12 protein-coding genes are annotated in these 19136 nt (G+C 67.2%); all 12 read right to left on the bottom strand.

All coding sequences use genetic code 11. From position 1 onward, the window contains the following. Positions 1–5: 5 nt before the first annotated feature. The 12 genes from rpsJ to G406_RS54900 all read right to left on the bottom strand — a co-directional run bounded on the left by rpsJ (position 6) and on the right by G406_RS54900 (position 19122). Entirely contained in the window at positions 6–311 is a 306-nt protein-coding gene (rpsJ, locus tag G406_RS0136290) for a 30S ribosomal protein S10 (protein WP_028937640.1), read from the bottom strand. A gap of 354 nt (positions 312–665) precedes the next feature. Then, positions 666–1859 (bottom strand): elongation factor Tu, encoded by a 1194-nt coding sequence (gene tuf / locus G406_RS0136295; protein ID WP_028937641.1) that lies wholly within the window; start codon positions 1857–1859, stop codon positions 666–668. A 114-nt stretch (positions 1860–1973) separates the two neighbouring features. After that, a complete protein-coding gene (fusA, locus tag G406_RS0136300) occupies positions 1974–4073 on the bottom strand; it encodes an elongation factor G (RefSeq protein ID WP_028937642.1) in 2100 nt (699 codons plus the stop codon). Between the two features lie 84 nt (positions 4074–4157). Beyond that, the gene (rpsG, locus tag G406_RS0136305) at positions 4158–4628 is read right to left on the bottom strand and encodes a 30S ribosomal protein S7 (RefSeq protein WP_028937643.1); all 471 of its coding nucleotides are present in this window, start codon (positions 4626–4628) and stop codon (positions 4158–4160) included. Beyond that, complete coding sequence (gene rpsL, locus G406_RS0136310; RefSeq protein ID WP_028926948.1) at positions 4628–5002, bottom strand: 30S ribosomal protein S12; 375 nt, start codon at positions 5000–5002, stop codon at positions 4628–4630. Before rpsL ends, rpsG begins: the two co-directional genes overlap by 1 nt. An 857-nt stretch (positions 5003–5859) precedes the next feature. Continuing rightward, the gene (locus G406_RS0136320; RefSeq protein ID WP_028937645.1) at positions 5860–6606 is read right to left on the bottom strand and encodes an HAD family hydrolase; all 747 of its coding nucleotides are present in this window, start codon (positions 6604–6606) and stop codon (positions 5860–5862) included. Between the two features lie 107 nt (positions 6607–6713). Beyond that, positions 6714–7508 carry a trehalose-phosphatase gene (gene otsB, locus G406_RS0136325; RefSeq protein ID WP_028937646.1) on the bottom strand — a complete coding sequence of 265 codons (795 nt, stop codon included), beginning with the start codon at positions 7506–7508 and terminating at the stop codon, positions 6714–6716. Between the two features lie 307 nt (positions 7509–7815). Beyond that, the gene (locus G406_RS0136330; protein ID WP_028937647.1) at positions 7816–11739 is read right to left on the bottom strand and encodes a DNA-directed RNA polymerase subunit beta'; all 3924 of its coding nucleotides are present in this window, start codon (positions 11737–11739) and stop codon (positions 7816–7818) included. A gap of 82 nt (positions 11740–11821) precedes the next feature. Next, positions 11822–15328, bottom strand: a complete 3507-nt coding sequence (rpoB, locus tag G406_RS0136335; protein WP_028937648.1) for a DNA-directed RNA polymerase subunit beta — start codon at positions 15326–15328, stop codon at positions 11822–11824. Between the two features lie 451 nt (positions 15329–15779). Further along, positions 15780–17771 carry a hypothetical protein gene (locus G406_RS0136340; protein ID WP_028937649.1) on the bottom strand — a complete coding sequence of 664 codons (1992 nt, stop codon included), beginning with the start codon at positions 17769–17771 and terminating at the stop codon, positions 15780–15782. 17 nt (positions 17772–17788) lie between these two features. Then, positions 17789–18307, bottom strand: coding sequence for a hypothetical protein (locus G406_RS52055; protein WP_037080296.1), 519 nt, complete (start codon positions 18305–18307; stop codon positions 17789–17791). Then, complete coding sequence (locus tag G406_RS54900; protein WP_156935333.1) at positions 18304–19122, bottom strand: hypothetical protein; 819 nt, start codon at positions 19120–19122, stop codon at positions 18304–18306. Before G406_RS54900 ends, G406_RS52055 begins: the two co-directional genes overlap by 4 nt. Between the last annotated feature and the right edge of the window lie 14 nt (positions 19123–19136).

The raw sequence follows: 19136 nt of genomic DNA on the forward strand, positions 1-19136 counted from the left end.
CTGCCCTACTGAATGTTGACGTCGACGCTGGCCGGGAGGTCGATGCGCATGAGCGCATCCACCGTCTTCGGCGTCGGGTCGACGATGTCGATCAGGCGCTTGTGGGTGCGCATCTCGAAGTGCTCCCGCGAGTCCTTGTACTTGTGCGGAGAGCGGATGACGCAGTAGATGTTCTTCTCGGTCGGCAGCGGCACCGGCCCTACGACCTTGGCGCCGGTGCGCGTCACCGTCTCGACAATCTTGCGAGCGGACGCGTCGATCGCCTCGTGGTCATAGGCCTTGAGCCTGATGCGGATCTTTTGTCCCGCCATGGTGGTCGGCCGTCCTCTTCTTCCTGCCGCTGCGTGCCTGTCTTGGTCGCGTTGACTGCGGTTTCTCGCCGTTCGCGCCCGGTTGGGCCGCGGACATCGTTCGAGTTGGCCCCGGTCCACGAGGTCGGGCGTGTCGCGCGCCTTGGCACAAACCTGTGCCCAACTCTTCTCGTTTCAAGGGGGTACTTCGTGGCCCTCCGCGCCGCTCGACTAGCCGGCTTCGTGCGGTAGACCGCTCATGCCAGGGCCGACCGGCTTTGCACTCACAATCAGCGCACTGCCGATCGGCCCTGGAAGAGCAACCCGTCAAGGATGCCACACCGAGGTACGGCACCCCAATTCGGGGGTGGTTTCTTACTTGTTGATCTTGACGACTCGCCCGGCACCGACGGTGCGGCCACCCTCACGGATGGCGAAGCGAAGGCCTTCCTCCATGGCGATCGGCTGGATCAGCGCGACCGTCATTTCGGTGTTGTCGCCCGGCATGACCATCTCGGTACCGCTGGGCAGGGTCACAACGCCGGTCACGTCCGTGGTACGGAAGTAGAACTGCGGCCGGTAGTTGTTGAAGAACGGCGTGTGGCGACCGCCCTCGTCCTTGCCCAGGATGTAGACCTGAGCCTCGAAGTCGGTGTGCGGGGTGATCGAGCCCGGCTTCACGATGACCTGGCCGCGCTCCACCTCCTCACGCTTGATGCCACGGATCAGGAGGCCGACGTTGTCGCCCGCCTGGCCCTCGTCGAGCAGCTTGCGGAACATCTCGATGCCCGTGGCGGTGGTCTTCATCGACTTCTCCTTGATGCCGACGATCTCCACCTCCTCGTTCACCTTGACGACACCGCGCTCGACGCGGCCGGTGACGACCGTGCCACGACCGGTGATCGTGAAGACGTCCTCGACCGGCATCAGGAAGGGCTTGTCGGTGTCGCGGACGGGCTCGGGGATGTTGTCATCCACCGCGTCCATCAGCTCGAGGATGTTGCCGGCCCACTTCTCGTCGCCCTCGAGCGCCTTCAGCGCGGAGACGCGAACGATCGGCAGGTCGTCACCCGGGAACTCCTGCGAGCTGAGCAGCTCGCGGACCTCGAGCTCGACGAGCTCCATGATCTCTTCGTCGTCGACCATGTCGGCCTTGTTCAGCGCCACGACGATGTAGGGCACGCCGACCTGGCGGGCCAGCAGCACGTGCTCGCGGGTCTGCGGCATCGGGCCGTCGGTGGCCGCGACCACCAGGATGGCGCCGTCCATCTGCGCCGCACCGGTGATCATGTTCTTGATGTAGTCAGCGTGACCGGGGCAGTCGACGTGTGCGTAGTGCCGCTTCTCGGTCTGGTACTCGACATGCGCGATCGAGATCGTGATGCCGCGCTGCCGCTCTTCCGGGGCCTTGTCGATCTGGTCGAACGCGCTGGCCTCGTTGAGGGTGGGGTACTTGTCGTGCAGAACCTTGGTGATAGCCGCCGTCAGCGTGGTCTTGCCGTGGTCAATGTGACCAATGGTGCCGATGTTGACGTGCGGCTTGGTCCGCTCGAACTTCGCCTTCGCCACTGCAGGGTCCTCCTGGACTGAGTTTCCTTGTCCGCCGTGCTGACGGCAGGTCTGGTTCTTTGGGGTGGAACCGGGTACGGTACTCGGCCCGGTTCCACCCCGATGTACTGGGGCTTATTCGCCCGTCGCCTTAGCGATGATCTCCTTGGCCACGTTGGCCGGAACCTCCGCGTAGGAGTCGAAGACCATCGTGTAGTTCGCCCGGCCCTGAGTCTTCGACCGCAGGTCGCCGACGTAACCGAACATCTCGGACAGCGGCACGGCGGCCTTGACCACGCGCGCCCCGGCCCGCTCCTCCATGGCCTGAATCTGGCCACGGCGAGAGTTGAGGTCGCCGATCACGTCACCCATGTAGTCCTCGGGTGTGGTGACCTCGACGGCCATCATCGGCTCGAGCAGAACAGGCTTCGCCTGCCGCGCGGCCTCCTTCAGCGCCATCGAACCGGCGATCTTGAACGCCATTTCGGACGAGTCCACCTCGTGGTAGGCACCGTCGAGCAGGCTGAACTTGAGGCCGACCAGCGGATAGCCCGCGAGCACGCCGTACTGCATGGCGTCCTGTGCGCCGGCGTCGACCGAGGGGATGTACTCCCTCGGCACCCGACCACCGGTGACCTTGCTCTCGAACTCGTAGAGAGCACCGTCTCCGGTGGACAGCGGCTCCAGCTTGACGATCACCTTGGCGAACTGACCGGAGCCACCGGTCTGCTTCTTGTGCGTGTAGTCGTACTTCTCGACCGTCCTGGTGACGGTCTCGCGGTACGCCACCTGCGGCTTACCGATGTTGGCCTCGACCTTGAAGTCCGACTTCATCCGGTTGACCAGCACCTCGAGGTGCAGCTCACCCATACCCTGGATGATCGTCTGACCGGTCTCGTCGTCCAGGTTGACCCGGAACGTCGGGTCTTCCTCGGCGAGCTTCTGGATGGCCGTGGACAGCTTCTCCTGGTCGGCCTTCGTCTTCGGCTCGATAGCCACCGAGATGACCGGCTCCGGGAAGGTCATCGACTCGAGCACGATCTGCTGCTGCGGATCGCACAACGTGTCGCCGGTCGTGGTCTCCTTGAGACCGATGACCGCGTAGATGTGACCGACCAGTGCCTCGTCGACCGGGTTTTCCTTGTTCGCGTGCATCTGGAAAACCTTGCCGATGCGTTCCTTGCGGTCCTTGGTCGAGTTGATGACCTGGGAACCGGCGGCGACCCGACCCGAGTAGACCCGGATGTAGGTGAGCTTGCCGAAGAACGGGTGCACCGAGATCTTGAAGGCGAGCGCGGCGAACGGCTCGTCCTTCTTGGGCGCGCGGAAGGCCGGGGTCTCCCCGTCCGGCAGCGTGCCCTCGACCGGCGGCAGGTCGTACGGCGACGGCAGGTAGTCGATCACCGCGTCGAGCATGGGCTGGACGCCCTTGTTCTTGAACGCGGAACCACACAGCACCGGGTACGCCGACCGGTCGTTCACGATCTTGCGGATGCCGAGCTTGATCTCCTCGGTGGTGATCTCCTCGCCACCCAGGTAACGCTCCATCAGCTCGTCGTCGGTCTCGGCAACGGCCTCGACCAGCTTCTCGCGGTACTCGGCTGCCTTCTCGGCGAGGTCGGCCGGGATCTCCTCGACCGTGTAGTCCTCACCGATCTGCACCTCGCCGCGCCAGGTCAGCGCACGCATCTGGACCAGGTCGACGACTCCGGTGAAGCCGCCCTCCGATCCGATGGGCAGCTGCAGCGGCAGCGGCTTGGCGCCGAGGCGCTCGGAGATGGTGCGGACGGTGTAGTAGAAGTCCGCGCCGATCTTGTCCATCTTGTTGACGAAGCAGATGCGCGGGACGTCGTACTTGGTGGCCTGCCGCCAGACCTGCTCGGACTGCGGCTCGACCCCCTCCTTGCCGTCGAAGACCGCGACCGCGCCGTCGAGCACCCGCAGGTTGCGCTCCACCTCGACGGTGAAGTCGACGTGACCAGGAGTGTCGATGATGTTGATCTGGTGGTCTTTCCAGAAGCAGGTCGTCGCGGCGGACGTGATCGTGATGCCGCGCTTCTGCTCCTCCTCCATCCAGTCCATCGTGGCGGCGCCGTCGTGCACCTCACCGATCTTGTAGTTGATCCCGGTGTAGTACAGGATCCGCTCGGTGGTGGTGGTCTTGCCGGCGTCGATGTGCGCCATGATGCCGATGTTGCGGACCTTCGTCAGGTCTGTCAGCACATCTTGGGCCATGGTCGTGCTCCCCCCTCTCGCGTGGGTGGCTTTACGGGGTGGCCCTCACGGGCCGGGACTCGGTGGGCGCGGACGGTCGGCCCGTCACCACCGGTAGTGCGCGAAGGCCTTGTTCGACTCGGCCATCTTGTGCATGTCCTCACGGCGCTTGACCGCGGCACCGAGGCCGTTGCTCGCGTCCAGCAGCTCGTTCATGAGGCGCTCGACCATGGTCTTCTCACGGCGCTGCCGGGCGAAGCTGACCAGCCAGCGCAGGCCCAGCGTGGTCTGGCGGGTGGGCCGGACCTCGACCGGGACCTGGTAGGTGGCGCCACCGACGCGGCGGCTGCGCACCTCCAGTGCGGGCTTGACGTTGTCCAGCGCGCGCTTCAGCGTCACCACGGGGTCGGTGCCGGTCTTGTCCTTGGCACCTTCCATGGCGGCGTACACGATCCGCTCTGCGATCGACTTCTTACCGTCGACCAGCACCTTGTTGACCAGCTGGGTGACCAGCGGCGAGCTGTACACCGGGTCGGAAATCAGCGGCCGCTTCGGAGCGGGGCCCTTGCGAGGCATTAGCTCTTCTCCTTCTTCGCGCCGTACTTGCTGCGCGCCTGCTTGCGGTTACGCACACCCTGGGTGTCGAGCGAACCGCGAATGATCTTGTAGCGAACACCGGGCAGGTCCTTCACCCGGCCGCCGCGAACGAGCACGATCGAGTGCTCCTGCAGGTTGTGGCCCTCACCGGGAATGTAGGCGGTGACCTCGATCTGGCTGCTCAGCCGGACACGGGCGACCTTGCGCAGCGCGGAGTTCGGCTTCTTCGGCGTCGTCGTGTACACGCGCGTGCACACACCGCGACGCTGGGGGCTTTCCTTCAACGCGGCGGTCTTGGTCTTGGCGACCTTGTCCTCGCGGCCCTTGCGGACCAGCTGCTGGATCGTGGGCATGAACCGGCTACTTCTTCCCGTTGGCGACTTGCTGCGGAGTCTTGCTTGTTGTTCTTGGGCTGTCGGGGGTCGTCGTGACGACCGTCCCCCGGGGTCGGGCGTGTCGCCCTCGGAGCAGCTCAACAGTTACTCACCGTTCAACGTTCCGGGGTGACCCGCGATTCCGTATCCCGACTCGCACCGGTCCACGTCGAGTAATCGACCTGGTCAGCGGGCGACGTTGAGGAACGAGCGCGCGGAGCGACCCGACACAGCCGGGCACTACCGCAAAGAGTACCCGGCCCGTCTGCGCAGGGTCAAAACGGGTCGGCGCGGTTGTCTTCGAGGGTGCCCGATCTCATCGGCCGCCGCAACACTCTCAGCTGGGCAATCGCTACGGCCATCGCGTGAATTCCGCCGCCGATCGCGCCGCCGTCACACCAGGCGCGCTCCGCGAAACGTCCGGGAAACACAGACCCCACCGGGCGCTGCGTTAACCGGTGGAGCCACTGCGCTCAGCGGCGCACCCCACCTGACCTGCGCGGACCTGCTCCACGAAGGATCTTGCCGACAGGTAACCGCAGGTATGCACGCGGCTACCGGACGTGGCCGGCGTGATCACGCGCCGCTGGCGGTCACCGCGCACCGTCACCCCACACCGCGCACCTTGCCGTCACACCGCGCCCCGTGCACACCGCGCGGTGTGGACGGAACGTGCGCGGTGTCACCTCGACCGAGGGCTGCGCGGCCCGTGATGGGTGCGACTGACCGGGACACTGACCCGACCTTCATGATCACCACCGTGTGGTGGCTGATTCTTCGGCCGAAATCAGCCACCACGCGGTGGTGATCTTGGTTCGGGGCCACCAGCAAGACGGTCACGAGTCTGTCAGGCGACCTTTCGCCAGGTCCGCGACGACCACCTGGTCCAGGCTCGTGACCACCAGGTCGGCGTGCTTGTCCGCGAGCAGGTCGGCGTCGTCGGCCCTCGCCACGCCGAGGCCCGCCATGCCGCCCGCCTTCGCGGCCTGGATGCCGTTCGGTGCGTCCTCGACCACGAAGCAGTCGGCCGGCGCGGCGCCCAGCTCCTGGGCGGCGGCGAGGAAGATGTCCGGCGCCGGTTTGCCGTGCGCGAAGTTGCGGCCGGATACGTCGGCGTCGAACACGTCGAGCAGGACCTCGCCGGGGCGCCCGAACTCGTCGAGCTCAATACGCTGCAGCAGCATGCCGGCGTTCTTCGACGAACTGGCGGCCGCGGTCGGGATGCCGGCCGCCTCCACGGCGAGCACGAAGCGCACCGCGTCCGGGTACGCCTTGAACTTGCCGGCCTCGATCAGCGCGACGACCTTTGCCTGCTTGCGGTCGGCGTACACCTTGGCGCGCCTCTCGACGTCCGGGACGCCGAAGTGCTCCAGCGCGTCGCGGGCCCCGTCCATCCTCGGCTTACCGGACAGCACCTGCTGGTACACCTGGCTGGTGAACCCGTCGGGGGTCCAGCTGGTGTCGCCGACGATGTCGGACCAGTCGCCCTCCATCAGCTCACGCAGCGAGTCCCGCCAGGCCGGCTCGTGCGGAGAGTCGACGAGCACACCGTCCACGTCAAAGATCGCGCCCCGAAACGTCACGTCCCCACCCTGCCACTCCGCTCCATCGCCCCGCGCGGCGGCACGAATGTGGCTTTAGGGACGCTCACCGTCTCCATCGCCACCTTCGTGCCGGTTGGACAGGCAGGTTAGCGGGCCAAGGTTGCCAGGAAGGTTTCCACCTCGGGGACGTCGTGCAAGGTGAAGGTGGCTTTCGTGGGTCGGTCCAGGTCCGCCGCGTCGCCGACGTAGATGCCGATGCCCCGGTCGTGCAGAGTGGCGAAGGCGTCCTCGTCGGTGACGTCGTCGCCCAGGTAGATCGGCACCAGGTCGGAACCGGTGAGCTCGAGTGCGTCGAGCAGGTAGTCGACCGCACGACCCTTGTTCCAGTCGAGCTTGGGCTGCAGCTCGTAGACCATCTTGCCCGGGGTGACCTTCAGGTCATCCGGCTGCTCGGCCAGCAGCTGCTCGACCAGCTCGTGCACCCGGCGTGCGTCGTCCGCGCCCGCCAGCCGGTAGTGGACGGCGACCGACGCGCGTTTCGCCTCGACCAGAACGCCGGGCAGCGAGCCCACCTCGTCGGTCAGGCGCTCCGTCGTCTCCGCGACCAGGTCCTCGAAGCCGGAGGCCGCCTCGTGTTCGAGGGTGCCGCGCACGGGATGCCAGATGTCGAACCCGTGGCTGCCCGCGACCACCAGGTCGTCGACACCCATCAGCTCCTGCACCACGGCACGGTCCCGGCCGCTCACCACACACACCGAGCACCGGCCCGCGAGGTCCCGCACCACCTGACGCATCGACGGCGTCATGCGTGCGTCCTCGGGGCGGTCGACGATCGGGCTGAGCACCCCGTCGTAGTCGAGGAACACGGCCGGCGTGCGCCCGCCCAGCCGATCAAGGAACACATCACGGTCACGAAGAGCGTGCGAAAGCCGATCAGCCACCCCACAACCCTACGACCCCCTCGTGAGTGTGCACTCTCCCTACGTGCAACCCGTGCCCGGCTCCAAGGCATCTCGGCTGCGCCGTCGCCCGTGAGTGGCAAGTGGTCCTATAGCAACCCTGGGCACTCACGACGGAAGAGCTGTCGTGAGTGCCCAGGGTTGCTACGCCTTCGGCGCCCCTTCGGGGTAGGACCACTTGCCACTCACGGGGGGGGCACAGAGAAGAGCCGGGGTCGGGGATCGCCACGGGAGAGTGGTCCCCGACCCCGGCTCTCGGGATCAGACTTCGGTCAGGCCAGCCCGTCGGCTAGCGGTAGTCGCGGCCGAAGTCGTAGTCGTCCAGCGGGACGGCCGCACCGGTGCCGGTACCGAACACGTCGGGGGTGTAGTACCCGTCGTCGTAGTTCGGCAGGGCGTAGGCGGCTGCCCGTGCCTCTTCGGTCGGCTGCACCTCGATGTTGCGGTACCGGTTGATGCCGGTACCCGCCGGGATGAGCTTTCCGATGATGACGTTCTCCTTGAGCCCGATCAGCTGATCGCGCTTTCCGTTGATCGCCGCGTCGGTGAGGATTCGCGTCGTCTCCTGGAAGGAGGCCGCCGACAGCCAGGACTCGGTCGCCAGCGATGCCTTGGTGATACCCATCAGCACCGGACGACCCGAGGCCGCCTCGCCACCTTCGCTGACCACGCGACGGTTGACCGTCTCGAAGTCACCCCGCTCGGCGAGAGCGCCGGGCAGGAACTCGGTGGAGCCCGAGTCGATGATCGTGACCCGGCGCAGCATCTGCCGGACGATCACCTCGACGTGCTTGTCGTGGATGTCCACGCTCTGCGTGCGGTACACCTTCTGCACCTCACGCACCAGGTGCAGCTGCACCTCGCGCGGCCCCATGACACGCAGCACCTCGTGCGGGTCCGCGGTGCCTTCCAGCAGCAGCTGACCGACGTTGACGTGGTCGCCGTCGGCGAGCGGACGCTCTTCGCCGTCGACCACGTTCATGGCCAGCCACTGACGCTTGGACAGCTTCTCGTAGACGATCTCCTCGCCGCCGTCGTCCGGCGTCAGGGTGATCTTCCAGAACCGCTCGCCGTCCTCGATGGCGATACGGCCGTCGACGTCCGCGATCGGCGCCTTGCCCTTGGGGACCCGGGCCTCGAACAGCTCGGTGACACGGGGCAGACCGGTCGTGATGTCGTCGCCTGCCACACCACCGACGTGGAACGTACGCATCGTCAGCTGGGTGCCGGGCTCACCGATGGACTGCGCCGCCACGATGCCGACCGCCTCGCCGACGTCCACCAGCTTGCCGGTGGCCATCGAGCGGCCGTAGCAGCTCGCGCAGATTCCGGTGACGGACGCGCAGGTCAGGGCGCTGCGCACCTTGATCTGCTTGACGCCCGCCGCGACCAGCCTGTCGAGGGCCGGGTCGCCGAGGTCGCCACCCTTCTCCACGATGACGTCGCCATTGGCGTCACGGACCTCTTCCTGCGAGCAGCGCGCGTAGACGCTGGTGCGCAGGTAGCGGTGCGCGATCGGCGTGCCGTCGCCACCGGTCTCGGTGACCGGCATGACGATGCTGCGCTCGGTGCCGCAGTCGATCTCGCGGACGATGACGTCCTGCGAGACGTCGACCAGACGACGGGTCAGGTAGCCGGAGTCGGCGGTCCGCAGCGCGGTGTCCGCCAGACCCTTGCGGGTGCCGTGCGTGGAGATGAAGTACTCCAGCACGGACAGGCCCTCGCGGAAGTTGGACTTGATGGGCCGAGGGATGTACTCACCCTTCGGGTTCGCCACCAGGCCCTTCATGCCCGCGAGCTGCCGGACCTGCGCCATGTTGCCGGCGGCACCGGACTGCACGATGGTCGGGATCGGGTTGTCGGCCGGGAAGTTGGCCTCCATCGCCTTGGCCACCTCTTCAGAGGCCTGGCTCCAGATCTTGACCATCTCGTCGTTGCGCTCCTGGTGCGACAGGGCACCACGCTGGTAGCGCTTGTTGACCTGCTCGGCCTTGAGCTCGTAGCCGTCCAGGATCTCCTGCTTGTTCGGCGGCACCACGACGTCGTCGATGGCCAGGGTGACACCGGAACGGGTCGCCCAGTAGAAGCCGGAGTCCTTCAGGCGGTCGAGCGTCTGGGCCACCTCGGTCATCGAGTAACGCTCGGCCAGATCGTTGATGATCATGGCCTGCCGCTTCTTGGGCAGCGCGTCGTTGATGAACGGGTAGTCGATGGGCAGCAGCGCGTTGAACAGCACGCGGCCCAGCGTCGTCTCGGCCAGCCACGGCTGACCCTGCTGCCAACCGTCCTCCGCGAGCTCGGCGGCCTGGGCCACCGACGGAGCCTGGTCGACCAGGCGGATCTTGCAGGTCGCCTGGAGGTGCAGGACCTTCCGGTCGTAGGCCATGATCGCCTCGGCCAGCGAGGAGAACGCCTGTCCCTCACCGGCGGCACCGTCGCGCTGCCGGGTCAGGTGGAACAGACCGGTCACCATGTCCAGTCGCGGCATGGCCAGCGGACGGCCCGACGCGGGCGACAGGATGTTGTTCGAGGACAGCATCAGGATGCGGGCCTCGGCCTGTGCCTCGGCGGACAGCGGCAGGTGCACCGCCATCTGGTCGCCGTCGAAGTCGGCGTTGAACGCCTCGCAGACCAGCGGGTGCAGCTGGATGGCCTTACCTTCGACCAGCTGCGGCTCGAAGGCCTGGATACCGAGGCGGTGCAGCGTGGGTGCACGGTTGAGCAGCACCGGGTGTCCGGCGATGACCTCTTCCAGCACGTCCCACACCTGCGAACGGCCACGCTCGACCATGCGCTTCGCGGACTTGATGTTCTGCGCGTGGTTCAGGTCGACCAGACGCTTCATCACGAACGGCTTGAACAGCTCCAGCGCCATCTGCTTGGGCAGACCGCACTGGTGCAGCTTGAGCTGCGGGCCGACCACGATGACCGAACGGCCGGAGTAGTCGACGCGCTTGCCGAGCAGGTTCTGACGGAACCGGCCCTGCTTGCCCTTCAGCAGGTCGGACAGCGACTTGAGCGGCCGGTTGCCCGGCCCGGTGACCGGGCGACCACGGCGGCCGTTGTCGAACAGCGCGTCGACGGCCTCCTGCAGCATCCGCTTCTCGTTGTTGACGATGATCTCGGGCGCGCCGAGGTCGATCAGTCGCTTGAGGCGGTTGTTGCGGTTGATCACGCGGCGGTACAGGTCGTTCAGGTCGGACGTGGCGAACCGGCCACCGTCCAGCTGCACCATCGGACGCAGGTCCGGCGGGATGACCGGGACGCAGTCCAGCACCATGCCGAGCGGGCTGTTGCCGGTGGCCTGGAACGCGGCCACGACCTTCAGGCGCTTGAGCGCGCGCAGCTTCTTCTGACCCTTGCCGCTGCGGATGGTCTCCCGCAGGTTCTCTGCCTCGGCAGGGATGTCGAAGGTCTGCACGAGCTTCTGGATGGCCTCGGCGCCCATGCAGCCGGTGAAGTAGTCGCCGTACCGGTCGTAGAGCTCGCGGTACAGCATCTCGTCGGCGATGAGCTGCTTGGTGGCCAGCTTGCTGAAGGTGGTCCAGATCTCGTCGAGGCGGTCCAGCTCCCGCTGCGCACGGTCGCGCAGCTGGCGCATCTCGCGCTCGCCGCCCTCCTTGACCTTGCGGCGCACGTCGCTCTTGGCGCCTTCGGCCTCGAGCTCGGCGATGTCGGCCTCGAGCTTCTGGGCCCGTGCCTCCAGGTCGGCGTCGCGCCGGTTCTCGACGCGCTTGCGCTCGACGCCCATCTCGTTCTCGAGCGTGGGCAGGTCGTTGTGGCGCAGCTCGTCGTTCACCGAGGTGATGACGTAGGCGGCGAAGTAGATGATCTTCTCGAGATCCTTCGGCGCCAGGTCGAGCAGGTAACCGAGGCGGCTCGGCACACCCTTGAAGTACCAGATGTGCGTGACCGGAGCGGCCAGCTCGACGTGACCCATGCGCTCGCGCCGGACCTTGGTGCGAGTGACCTCGACACCACAGCGCTCACAGATGATGCCCTTGAACCGGACGCGCTTGTACTTACCGCAGTAACACTCCCAGTCCCGGGTCGGACCGAAGATCTTCTCGCAGAAGAGCCCGTCCTTCTCCGGCTTCAGGGTGCGGTAGTTGATCGTCTCGGGCTTCTTGACCTCGCCGAACGACCACTGACGGATGTCTTCGGCCGTGGCCAGGCCGATACGGAGTTCATCGAAGAAGTTGACGTCTAGCACGTGGCTTCAGTCTCCCCTTGCTGGTGTCGCAGGATTGCTGTGGCGAGTCGGGCGGTAACCCACGAGATGGGCGGCTGGCTCATTAATGCACCACGTCATCCACGGTCATCGAGTCGGAGCCCGGACGGCTGGACAGGTTGATGCCCAGGTTCGCCGCGGCCCGCTCCAGGTCCTCGTCGTCGGTGTCGCGCATCTCGATGGCGGCGCCGTCACTGGACAGCACCTCCACGTTCAGGCACAGCGACTGGAGTTCCTTCAGCAGAACCTTGAACGACTCCGGGATACCCGGCTCCGGGATGTTCTCGCCCTTGACGATCGCCTCGTAGACCTTGACCCGGCCCACCACGTCGTCGGACTTGATGGTGAGCAGCTCCTGCAGGGTGTAGGCGGCGCCGTAGGCCTGCATGGCCCAGCACTCCATCTCACCGAAGCGCTGACCACCGAACTGAGCCTTACCACCGAGCGGCTGCTGGGTGATCATCGAGTACGGGCCGGTCGACCGAGCGTGGATCTTGTCGTCCACCAGGTGGGCCAGCTTCAGGATGTACATGTAGCCGACCGCGACCGGGAACGGGTACGGCTCGCCGGAACGCCCGTCGAGCAGCTGGGCCTTTCCGTCCGGGCCGACCATCCGCTCGCCGTCCCGGTTGGGGCGGGTGGCGGACAGCAGACCGGTGAGCTCGTCCTCCTTGGCGCCGTCGAACACCGGGGTCGCGGTGTTCGTGCCGGCGGGAACCGAGTACAGCTCCTCGGGCAGCTTCTTCGCCCAGTCCGGAGTGCCTTCGATCTCCCAGCCCGACTTGGCGATCCACCCGAGGTGGGTCTCCAGCACCTGGCCGATGTTCATACGACGCGGCACACCGTGGGTGTTCAGGATGATGTCCACCGGGGTGCCGTCCGCGAGGAACGGCATGTCCTCGGCGGGCAGGATCTTGCCGATGACACCCTTGTTGCCGTGCCGGCCGGCGAGCTTGTCGCCGTCGGAGATCTTCCGCTTCTGGGCCACGTAGACGCGGACCAGCTCGTTGACGCCCGGCGCCAGCTCGTCGTCGTCATCGCGGGAGAACACCCGGATGCCGATGACCTTGCCGTTCTCACCGTGCGGCACCTTGAGGCTGGTGTCGCGGACCTCGCGGGCCTTCTCGCCGAAGATCGCGCGCAGCAGCCGCTCCTCCGGGGTCAGCTCGGTCTCACCCTTGGGCGTGACCTTGCCGACCAGGATGTCGCCCGGCTGGACCTCGGCACCGATGCGGATGATGCCGCGCTCGTCCAGGTCCGCGAGGACCTCCTCGGAGACGTTCGGGATGTCCCGGGTGATCTCCTCGGCGCCCAGCTTGGTGTCGCGGGCGTCGATCTCGTGCTCCTCGATGTGGATCGACGTCAAGACGTCGTCCTGCACCAGGCGCTGGGAGAGGATGATCGCGTCCTCGTAGTTGTGGCCTTCCCACGGCATGATCGCCACGAGCAGGTTCTTGCCGAGCGCCATCTCACCGTTCTCGGTGCACGGCCCGTCGGCCAGTACCTGTCCGACCTCGACCCGCTGACCCTCGTCCACGATGGGCTTCTGGTTGTTGCAGGTGCCCTGGTTGGACCGGCGGAACTTGTTCAGCCGGTAGGTCTGGCGGGTGCCGTCATCAGCCATCACGGTGATGTAGTCGGCGCACAGCTCCTCGATGACGCCGGCCTTGCCCGCGACCAGCACGTCACCGGCGTCGACGGCGGCACGAAGCTCCATGCCGGTACCGACGAGCGGGGACTCGCTGCGCAGCAGCGGGACCGACTGACGCTGCATGTTCGCACCCATCAGGGCGCGGTTCGCGTCGTCGTGCTCGAGGAACGGGATCAGCGCGGTCGCCACCGACACCATCTGGCGCGGCGAGACGTCCATGTAGTCGACGCCGTTCGGGCTGATGAAGTCGACCTCGCCGCCCTTCTGGCGGACCAGGACGCGCTCCTCGGCGAAGTGACCGTCGGGGTCGAGCGGCGCGTTGGCCTGCGCGATGACCTGGCGGTCCTCTTCGTCGGCGGTCAGGTAGTCGACCTGGTCGGTGACGACACCCTCGACGACCTTGCGGTACGGCGTCTCGATGAAGCCGAACGGGTTGACCCGCGCGAACGAAGCGAGCGAACCGATCAGGCCGATGTTCGGGCCTTCCGGCGTCTCGATCGGACACATGCGGCCGTAGTGCGACGGGTGGACGTCGCGGACCTCCATGCCGGCACGCTCACGGGACAGACCGCCGGGGCCCAGCGCGGACAGACGCCGCTTGTGGGTCAGGCCGGCCAGCGGGTTGTGCTGGTCCATGAACTGGGACAGCTGCGACGTCCCGAAGAACTCCTTGATCGCGGCCACCACGGGGCGGATGTTGATCAGGGTCTGCGGCGTGATCGCCTCGACGTCCTGGGTCGTCATCCGCTCGCGGACGACGCGCTCCATCCGGGAAAGGCCGACCCGGATCTGGTTCTGGATCAGCTCACCGACGGTGCGCAGACGACGGTTACCGAAGTGGTCGATGTCGTCGGTCTCCACCGGGACCTCGACGGCATCTTCCCCGGTGCCAGAGGTCATCGAGGTGTCGCCGGCGTGCAGCCGGACGAGGTACTCGATCGTGGTGATGATGTCGTCCTCGGTCAGCGTCCCGGTGGCGGGATCCGACTTGAGGCCCAGCTTCTTGTTGACCTTGTAACGGCCGACCTTGGCCAGGTCGTAGCGCTTGTCCTTGAAGAACAGGTTCTCCAGCAGGGTCTGCGCGCTCTCGCGGGTCGGCGGCTCGCCGGGGCGCAGCTTGCGGTAGATGTCGAGCAGGGCCTCGTCCTGCCCGGCGGTGTGGTCCTTCTCCAGCGTCGCGAGCAGCGTCTCGCTGAACCCGAACCGCTCGCGGATCTGCTCGGCGTCCCAGCCGAGGGCCTTGAGCAGAACGGTGACCGGCTGGCGGCGCTTGCGGTCGATACGGACACCGACGGTGTCGCGCTTGTCGACGTCGAACTCCAGCCAGGCGCCCCGGCTCGGGATGACCTTGACCGAGTACACGTCCTTGTCGGTCGCCTTGTCGACGCTGTGGTCGAAGTACACGCCCGGGGACCGGACGAGCTGGGAGACCACGACACGCTCGGTGCCGTTGATGATGAAAGTGCCCTTATCGGTCATCACCGGGAAGTCACCCATGAACACGGTCTGGCTCTTGATCTCGCCAGTGCCGTTGTTGGTGAACTCCGCGGTGACGAACAGCGGGGCCGCGTACGTCATGTCCTTGTCGCGGCACTCTTCGACGGGTGCCTTGACCTCGTCGAAGCGTGGGTCCGAGAACGACAGGGACATGGACCCCGAAAAGTCTTCGATCGGTGAAATCTCCGTGAGGATTTCCTCGAGGCCACCGACCGGAAGCTCCTCGCCCGCATCAATGCGGCGCTGGAACCAAGCCTCGTCCCCGACCAGCCATTCGAACGACTGGATCTGCAGGTTGAGGAGATCGGGGACCTCGAGCGGCTCGCGGATCTTGGCGAAGGAGACGCGGGTCGGCGCACCCGGGAAATTAGGGTTCGCCGTTGCGGGGGTCGCAGTGGTCGCGGTGGCGCGGGAGACAGCCAAGATGCGTCCTTCCGAGAACTACGCTCGTCTGGCACGCGTCGTCTCGGGCGGGTACCGTCTGGTGGCGTGATGACCCGGGCGGGAGGTCCGGATCACGCTGCAACCTGATGGCGGGCTGTTGCGACGCTGTGCCTGTGTTGTGTCAGAGCTGGTGCGGCTCAAAGCAGTGCTGCACGCTTCTCCCAGTCGGGACACGCCTAGACCAAGAATCTGAAGCCACTGTTTTCCTAGCGAGAAAACGAGCGAGTCTTCAACCCCGGACAGCCGTGCCGCGAGCATGAGGGCAGCGCAAAGAGGCAGTCTAGCCGCAAAAGCGGCCACTGTCGAGGCCGGTCACAAAGCAACCATCGTGCCACCAAGAGTGACGTGTGATGTCGCCTGAGTCAAGAGGCTCTTTGTCGGTAAGTGGTCTCTTATGGAGGACGACCGGCAGATCACCGACTCCGGAGGGTCACCTCGAGGTGACGCCCGACACCTTCCACTGACCGCCTATCTTTTGCACGGTCACGCTGAGCCGAACCTGAGCCTTCAACGGCTGACCGTTGTCCCCTTGGCGACCGATCTGGTTCACCATCATCAACAGCGTGGCACGCCGCTCGGTGAGCGACTCGACGCCCGCTTCGGCCACCGTCGAGGCCAGTGACACGTGCATCTTCTGCCCGAGCTTGCGCACCGCGGCGTAGGTCTGCTTGAACTCGTTGGCGTAGTCGCCGGTGATGAGCGCCAGTGCCTTCGGCTCGCTCTGGTCGAGGCTCTTGGAGTCGTAGGAGTAGATCGTCTGGACGGCGGAGGTGATCTCGCCCTTCACCTGTGCCGTGGCCGCCATGTCGATCAGCGCGAGGTTCGACGACGGGGTCGTGCGCGCGGCGACGGCCGCCTTGCCCTGCATCAGGTAGGCCGCACCGCCACCCAGCAGCCCCACCAGCAGCAGCACCGCAACGAGCGCCACGGGCCGCTTGGCGGCGTCCCGGGGGCTCTTCGTCTTCGAGTCCCGCACGGGGCCCAGCGCGCTCGCCACCGGCTGCGGCTTGCCACCGGGCTCGGTGATGATCGCGGCGCCGTCCGGGGTGTATGTCGGGATGAACTCGGTGCGCTCCGCCGCGGTCTCGTCGCCGAACCGGCCCATCGGGTAGGCCGGGATCAGCTCGGTGCGCTCGCCGGGGGCCTCGTCGTCGTCCGCCCGGATCGCGGCCTGTTCGCCGGTCTGCTCCTCGGCCGTGGCCTCGGTGGCGTCGTCCTCGGACTCGTCGTCCCGGAACGCCGGGATCAGCTGTGTGCGCTCCTCGGCCGCCTCGGCGGGAGCCGACGTCGTCTCCTCGTCCCGCTCCTCCCGTTCCTCGTGCTGGACCTCGGCGGCTTCGGGCCTGTCGGCCTCGGGCTCGGCGACGTCCTCGGCCTGCTCCTCCTGCTCGGCGGCCTCGGTCCGCGCGGTGGCCCACTGCTTGGGGTCCCAGTGGCCGACCACGCTGTCCTGCTCTGCGTGGTCGTCGTCCTCGGCGGGTGCCTCGGGCGCGGCGCCGTTGTGTCCGGCGAACGCCGCGTGCTCGTCGACCTCGTCGTCGTCCTCGTCGTCGAAGTCGAGGACGACGTTGTGCTGAGCGGTGTCCTCGAGCTCGTCTCGCTGCTCCGGCGCGGCGTCTTCGACGGTGTCGTCCGTCTCCGCGACCTCGTCGGCCTCCTCCGTCGCCGTGGCGACCGCCCTGGCCGGTTCCTCCGCCCGCGCACCGGGGCTGTCCCAGTCACCGTCGGCGGGCCAGCCGTCATCGGTGATGCGCGGCATGACCGTGGTCTCGACGCGCTCGTCCCGGCCCGGGTAGTCACCGAACAGCTGCGCCGCGAGCGGCGACGCCGACTCGGGCTTCTTCTCGGCCGGCTTCTCCGTCTGCTTCGTGGCGCCCGAGCTCGTGGCCGAGGGTGCCGTGTCCGGCTTCGGTGTGGCCTGCTCGGTGTCCGTGACGGCGGCCGCTCGCGGGCCAGGGCTCGGGACCCTCTTCTCCTCGGTGACCTCAGCCGCCTGAGTCGCGGTCTTGGCCTCGGGGGCAGGCGTGTCGTCACGGATCGCGCTGAACACCTGCGTCGGACGCTCGTCCGACGAGCTCACCTCGGGGGCAGCGGCCGCTTCTGGCTCGGCCTGCGCGACCTGCTCTGCCTCGGGCGCGGTGGAACGCTGCTTCTGCCGCGCGATACCGCGCCGGAGCGCCTTCGTGGCGCGGTCCCGCACCGCGGGTGCCTGAGCCGACGGCTCGTCACCACGCAGCGCCATCTCCCACTCGTCGACGACCTCGGCGTCGGCGCCGCGGGTCTCGGGGTCCGGGGTGTCCTCGGGGTCGTCGCGGTAGGCGCTGAAGACCTGGGTGGGATGTTCGTCGGACGCCGTCGGGGTGGGGTCCGGTGCGGTTGCCTTGTTGCCACGGCGAATGCTGGTGCGGCGCTGCGCGTTCACAGGTCAGGGCTCCTGACTCAGGCGTTGACAAGGCCGGACTTGGCGACCTTCCAACCGGCATCGGTGCGGTTCAATGACAGCTTCACCCGCAGCTGACGGACGGTCGGCTGGCTGGCGGCGCCGGGTCCGGCCGTCGACTGCGTGACGTCTAGCGCCGCGATCGCGGTCGCGGTGCCGGACTGCGCATCCAACTCGGTCAGCGCCGCGTCGAGCACCGATGCGCTGCTGCGCGTCGGCGTCTTCTTGAGCTGGTCGAGGTACTTGTTCTGGTCCTTCTGCAGCTGCACCAGCAGCTGGCCGGTGGCGGCGGCCTGCCAGGCGCGCATCGACTGGTCGGGCTGCTGCGGGTCGACCGTCTGCAGGGTCACGACCAGCTCCCGCGCGGCCTTGAGCGCATCGGTCCTCGCCTGCGCCGTCTCGACGACGCCGGTGCTGCTGGCAGCGAACCACGAGTACCCGAAGTAGCCGGCGGCGCCGATACCGGCGAGGGCGATCACCAGGGCCACCGAGGTGACGAGCTTCCAGGGAGCACTCATTCCGGCGTCACTCCCGAGATCTTCCAGCGCCCGTCGATCCACAGCGCGTCGACGGCCAGGCGAGAGGACGCCGCTGTCGGCTCCTTCGCCGGGCCCTTGGTTCCGGTCTGGTCGACCATCATCAGCAGCCGCGCCCGGTCTCCCTGCAGCTGGCTGACCGATGCGGCCTTGACGGTCGTGTTCAGCACCGTCATCTCCTTCGCCGCGCCGTCCTTGACCGGTTGGAAGGTCTTGTCGAACTCGGCGGTGAAGTCGCCGGTGATGACGGCCTTCGCGGCCGCCTCGTTCGCCGGCAGCGTCGTGTAGTTGTACGAGTAGACGGTGACCACGGCGCTGGTCACCTGCCCGACCAGCTCCGAGGTGCGGGCTCCGTCGGCGAACGCCTGGTTGGTCAGCGGCCCCGACTCCCGCGCGGAGTACCAGGCGACCGCGAGCAGCGTCGTCGCGGCGAGCAGCAGCACGGCGACGACCCCAAGCGCTGTCAGCACCCTGATCCGCCGCCGGTCCGGCTGCCCGGCGTCCTCAGGCTCCGGTGCCGGCTCGACCTCGACCGGCCGCTCCTCGACCGTCGGGGCGCTCACCGCACTGTCCTCGACCGGCGTGTCCTCCGTCGAGGGCCGGGACGGCTTGCTCAGCCGCATCGCACCGGACGGCTTGGTCGGGACCGGCACCGGGACCACCGAGGGCAGCGACACCGACGACGACTCGGCACCCTTACGCTGCGTCGTTCTCGACCGCTTCGCGTCCGGGGGCTTCGAGGCCGTGTCGACCGACGCCGGGTTCACCGGCGCCGCGTCATGACGACGAGAGGGCATGAGTCGCAATCCTT

Source organism: Actinospineispora spinosispora DSM 44797 (assembly GCF_000429025.1).
GTDB lineage: Bacteria > Actinomycetota > Actinomycetes > Mycobacteriales > Pseudonocardiaceae > Pseudonocardia > Pseudonocardia spinosispora.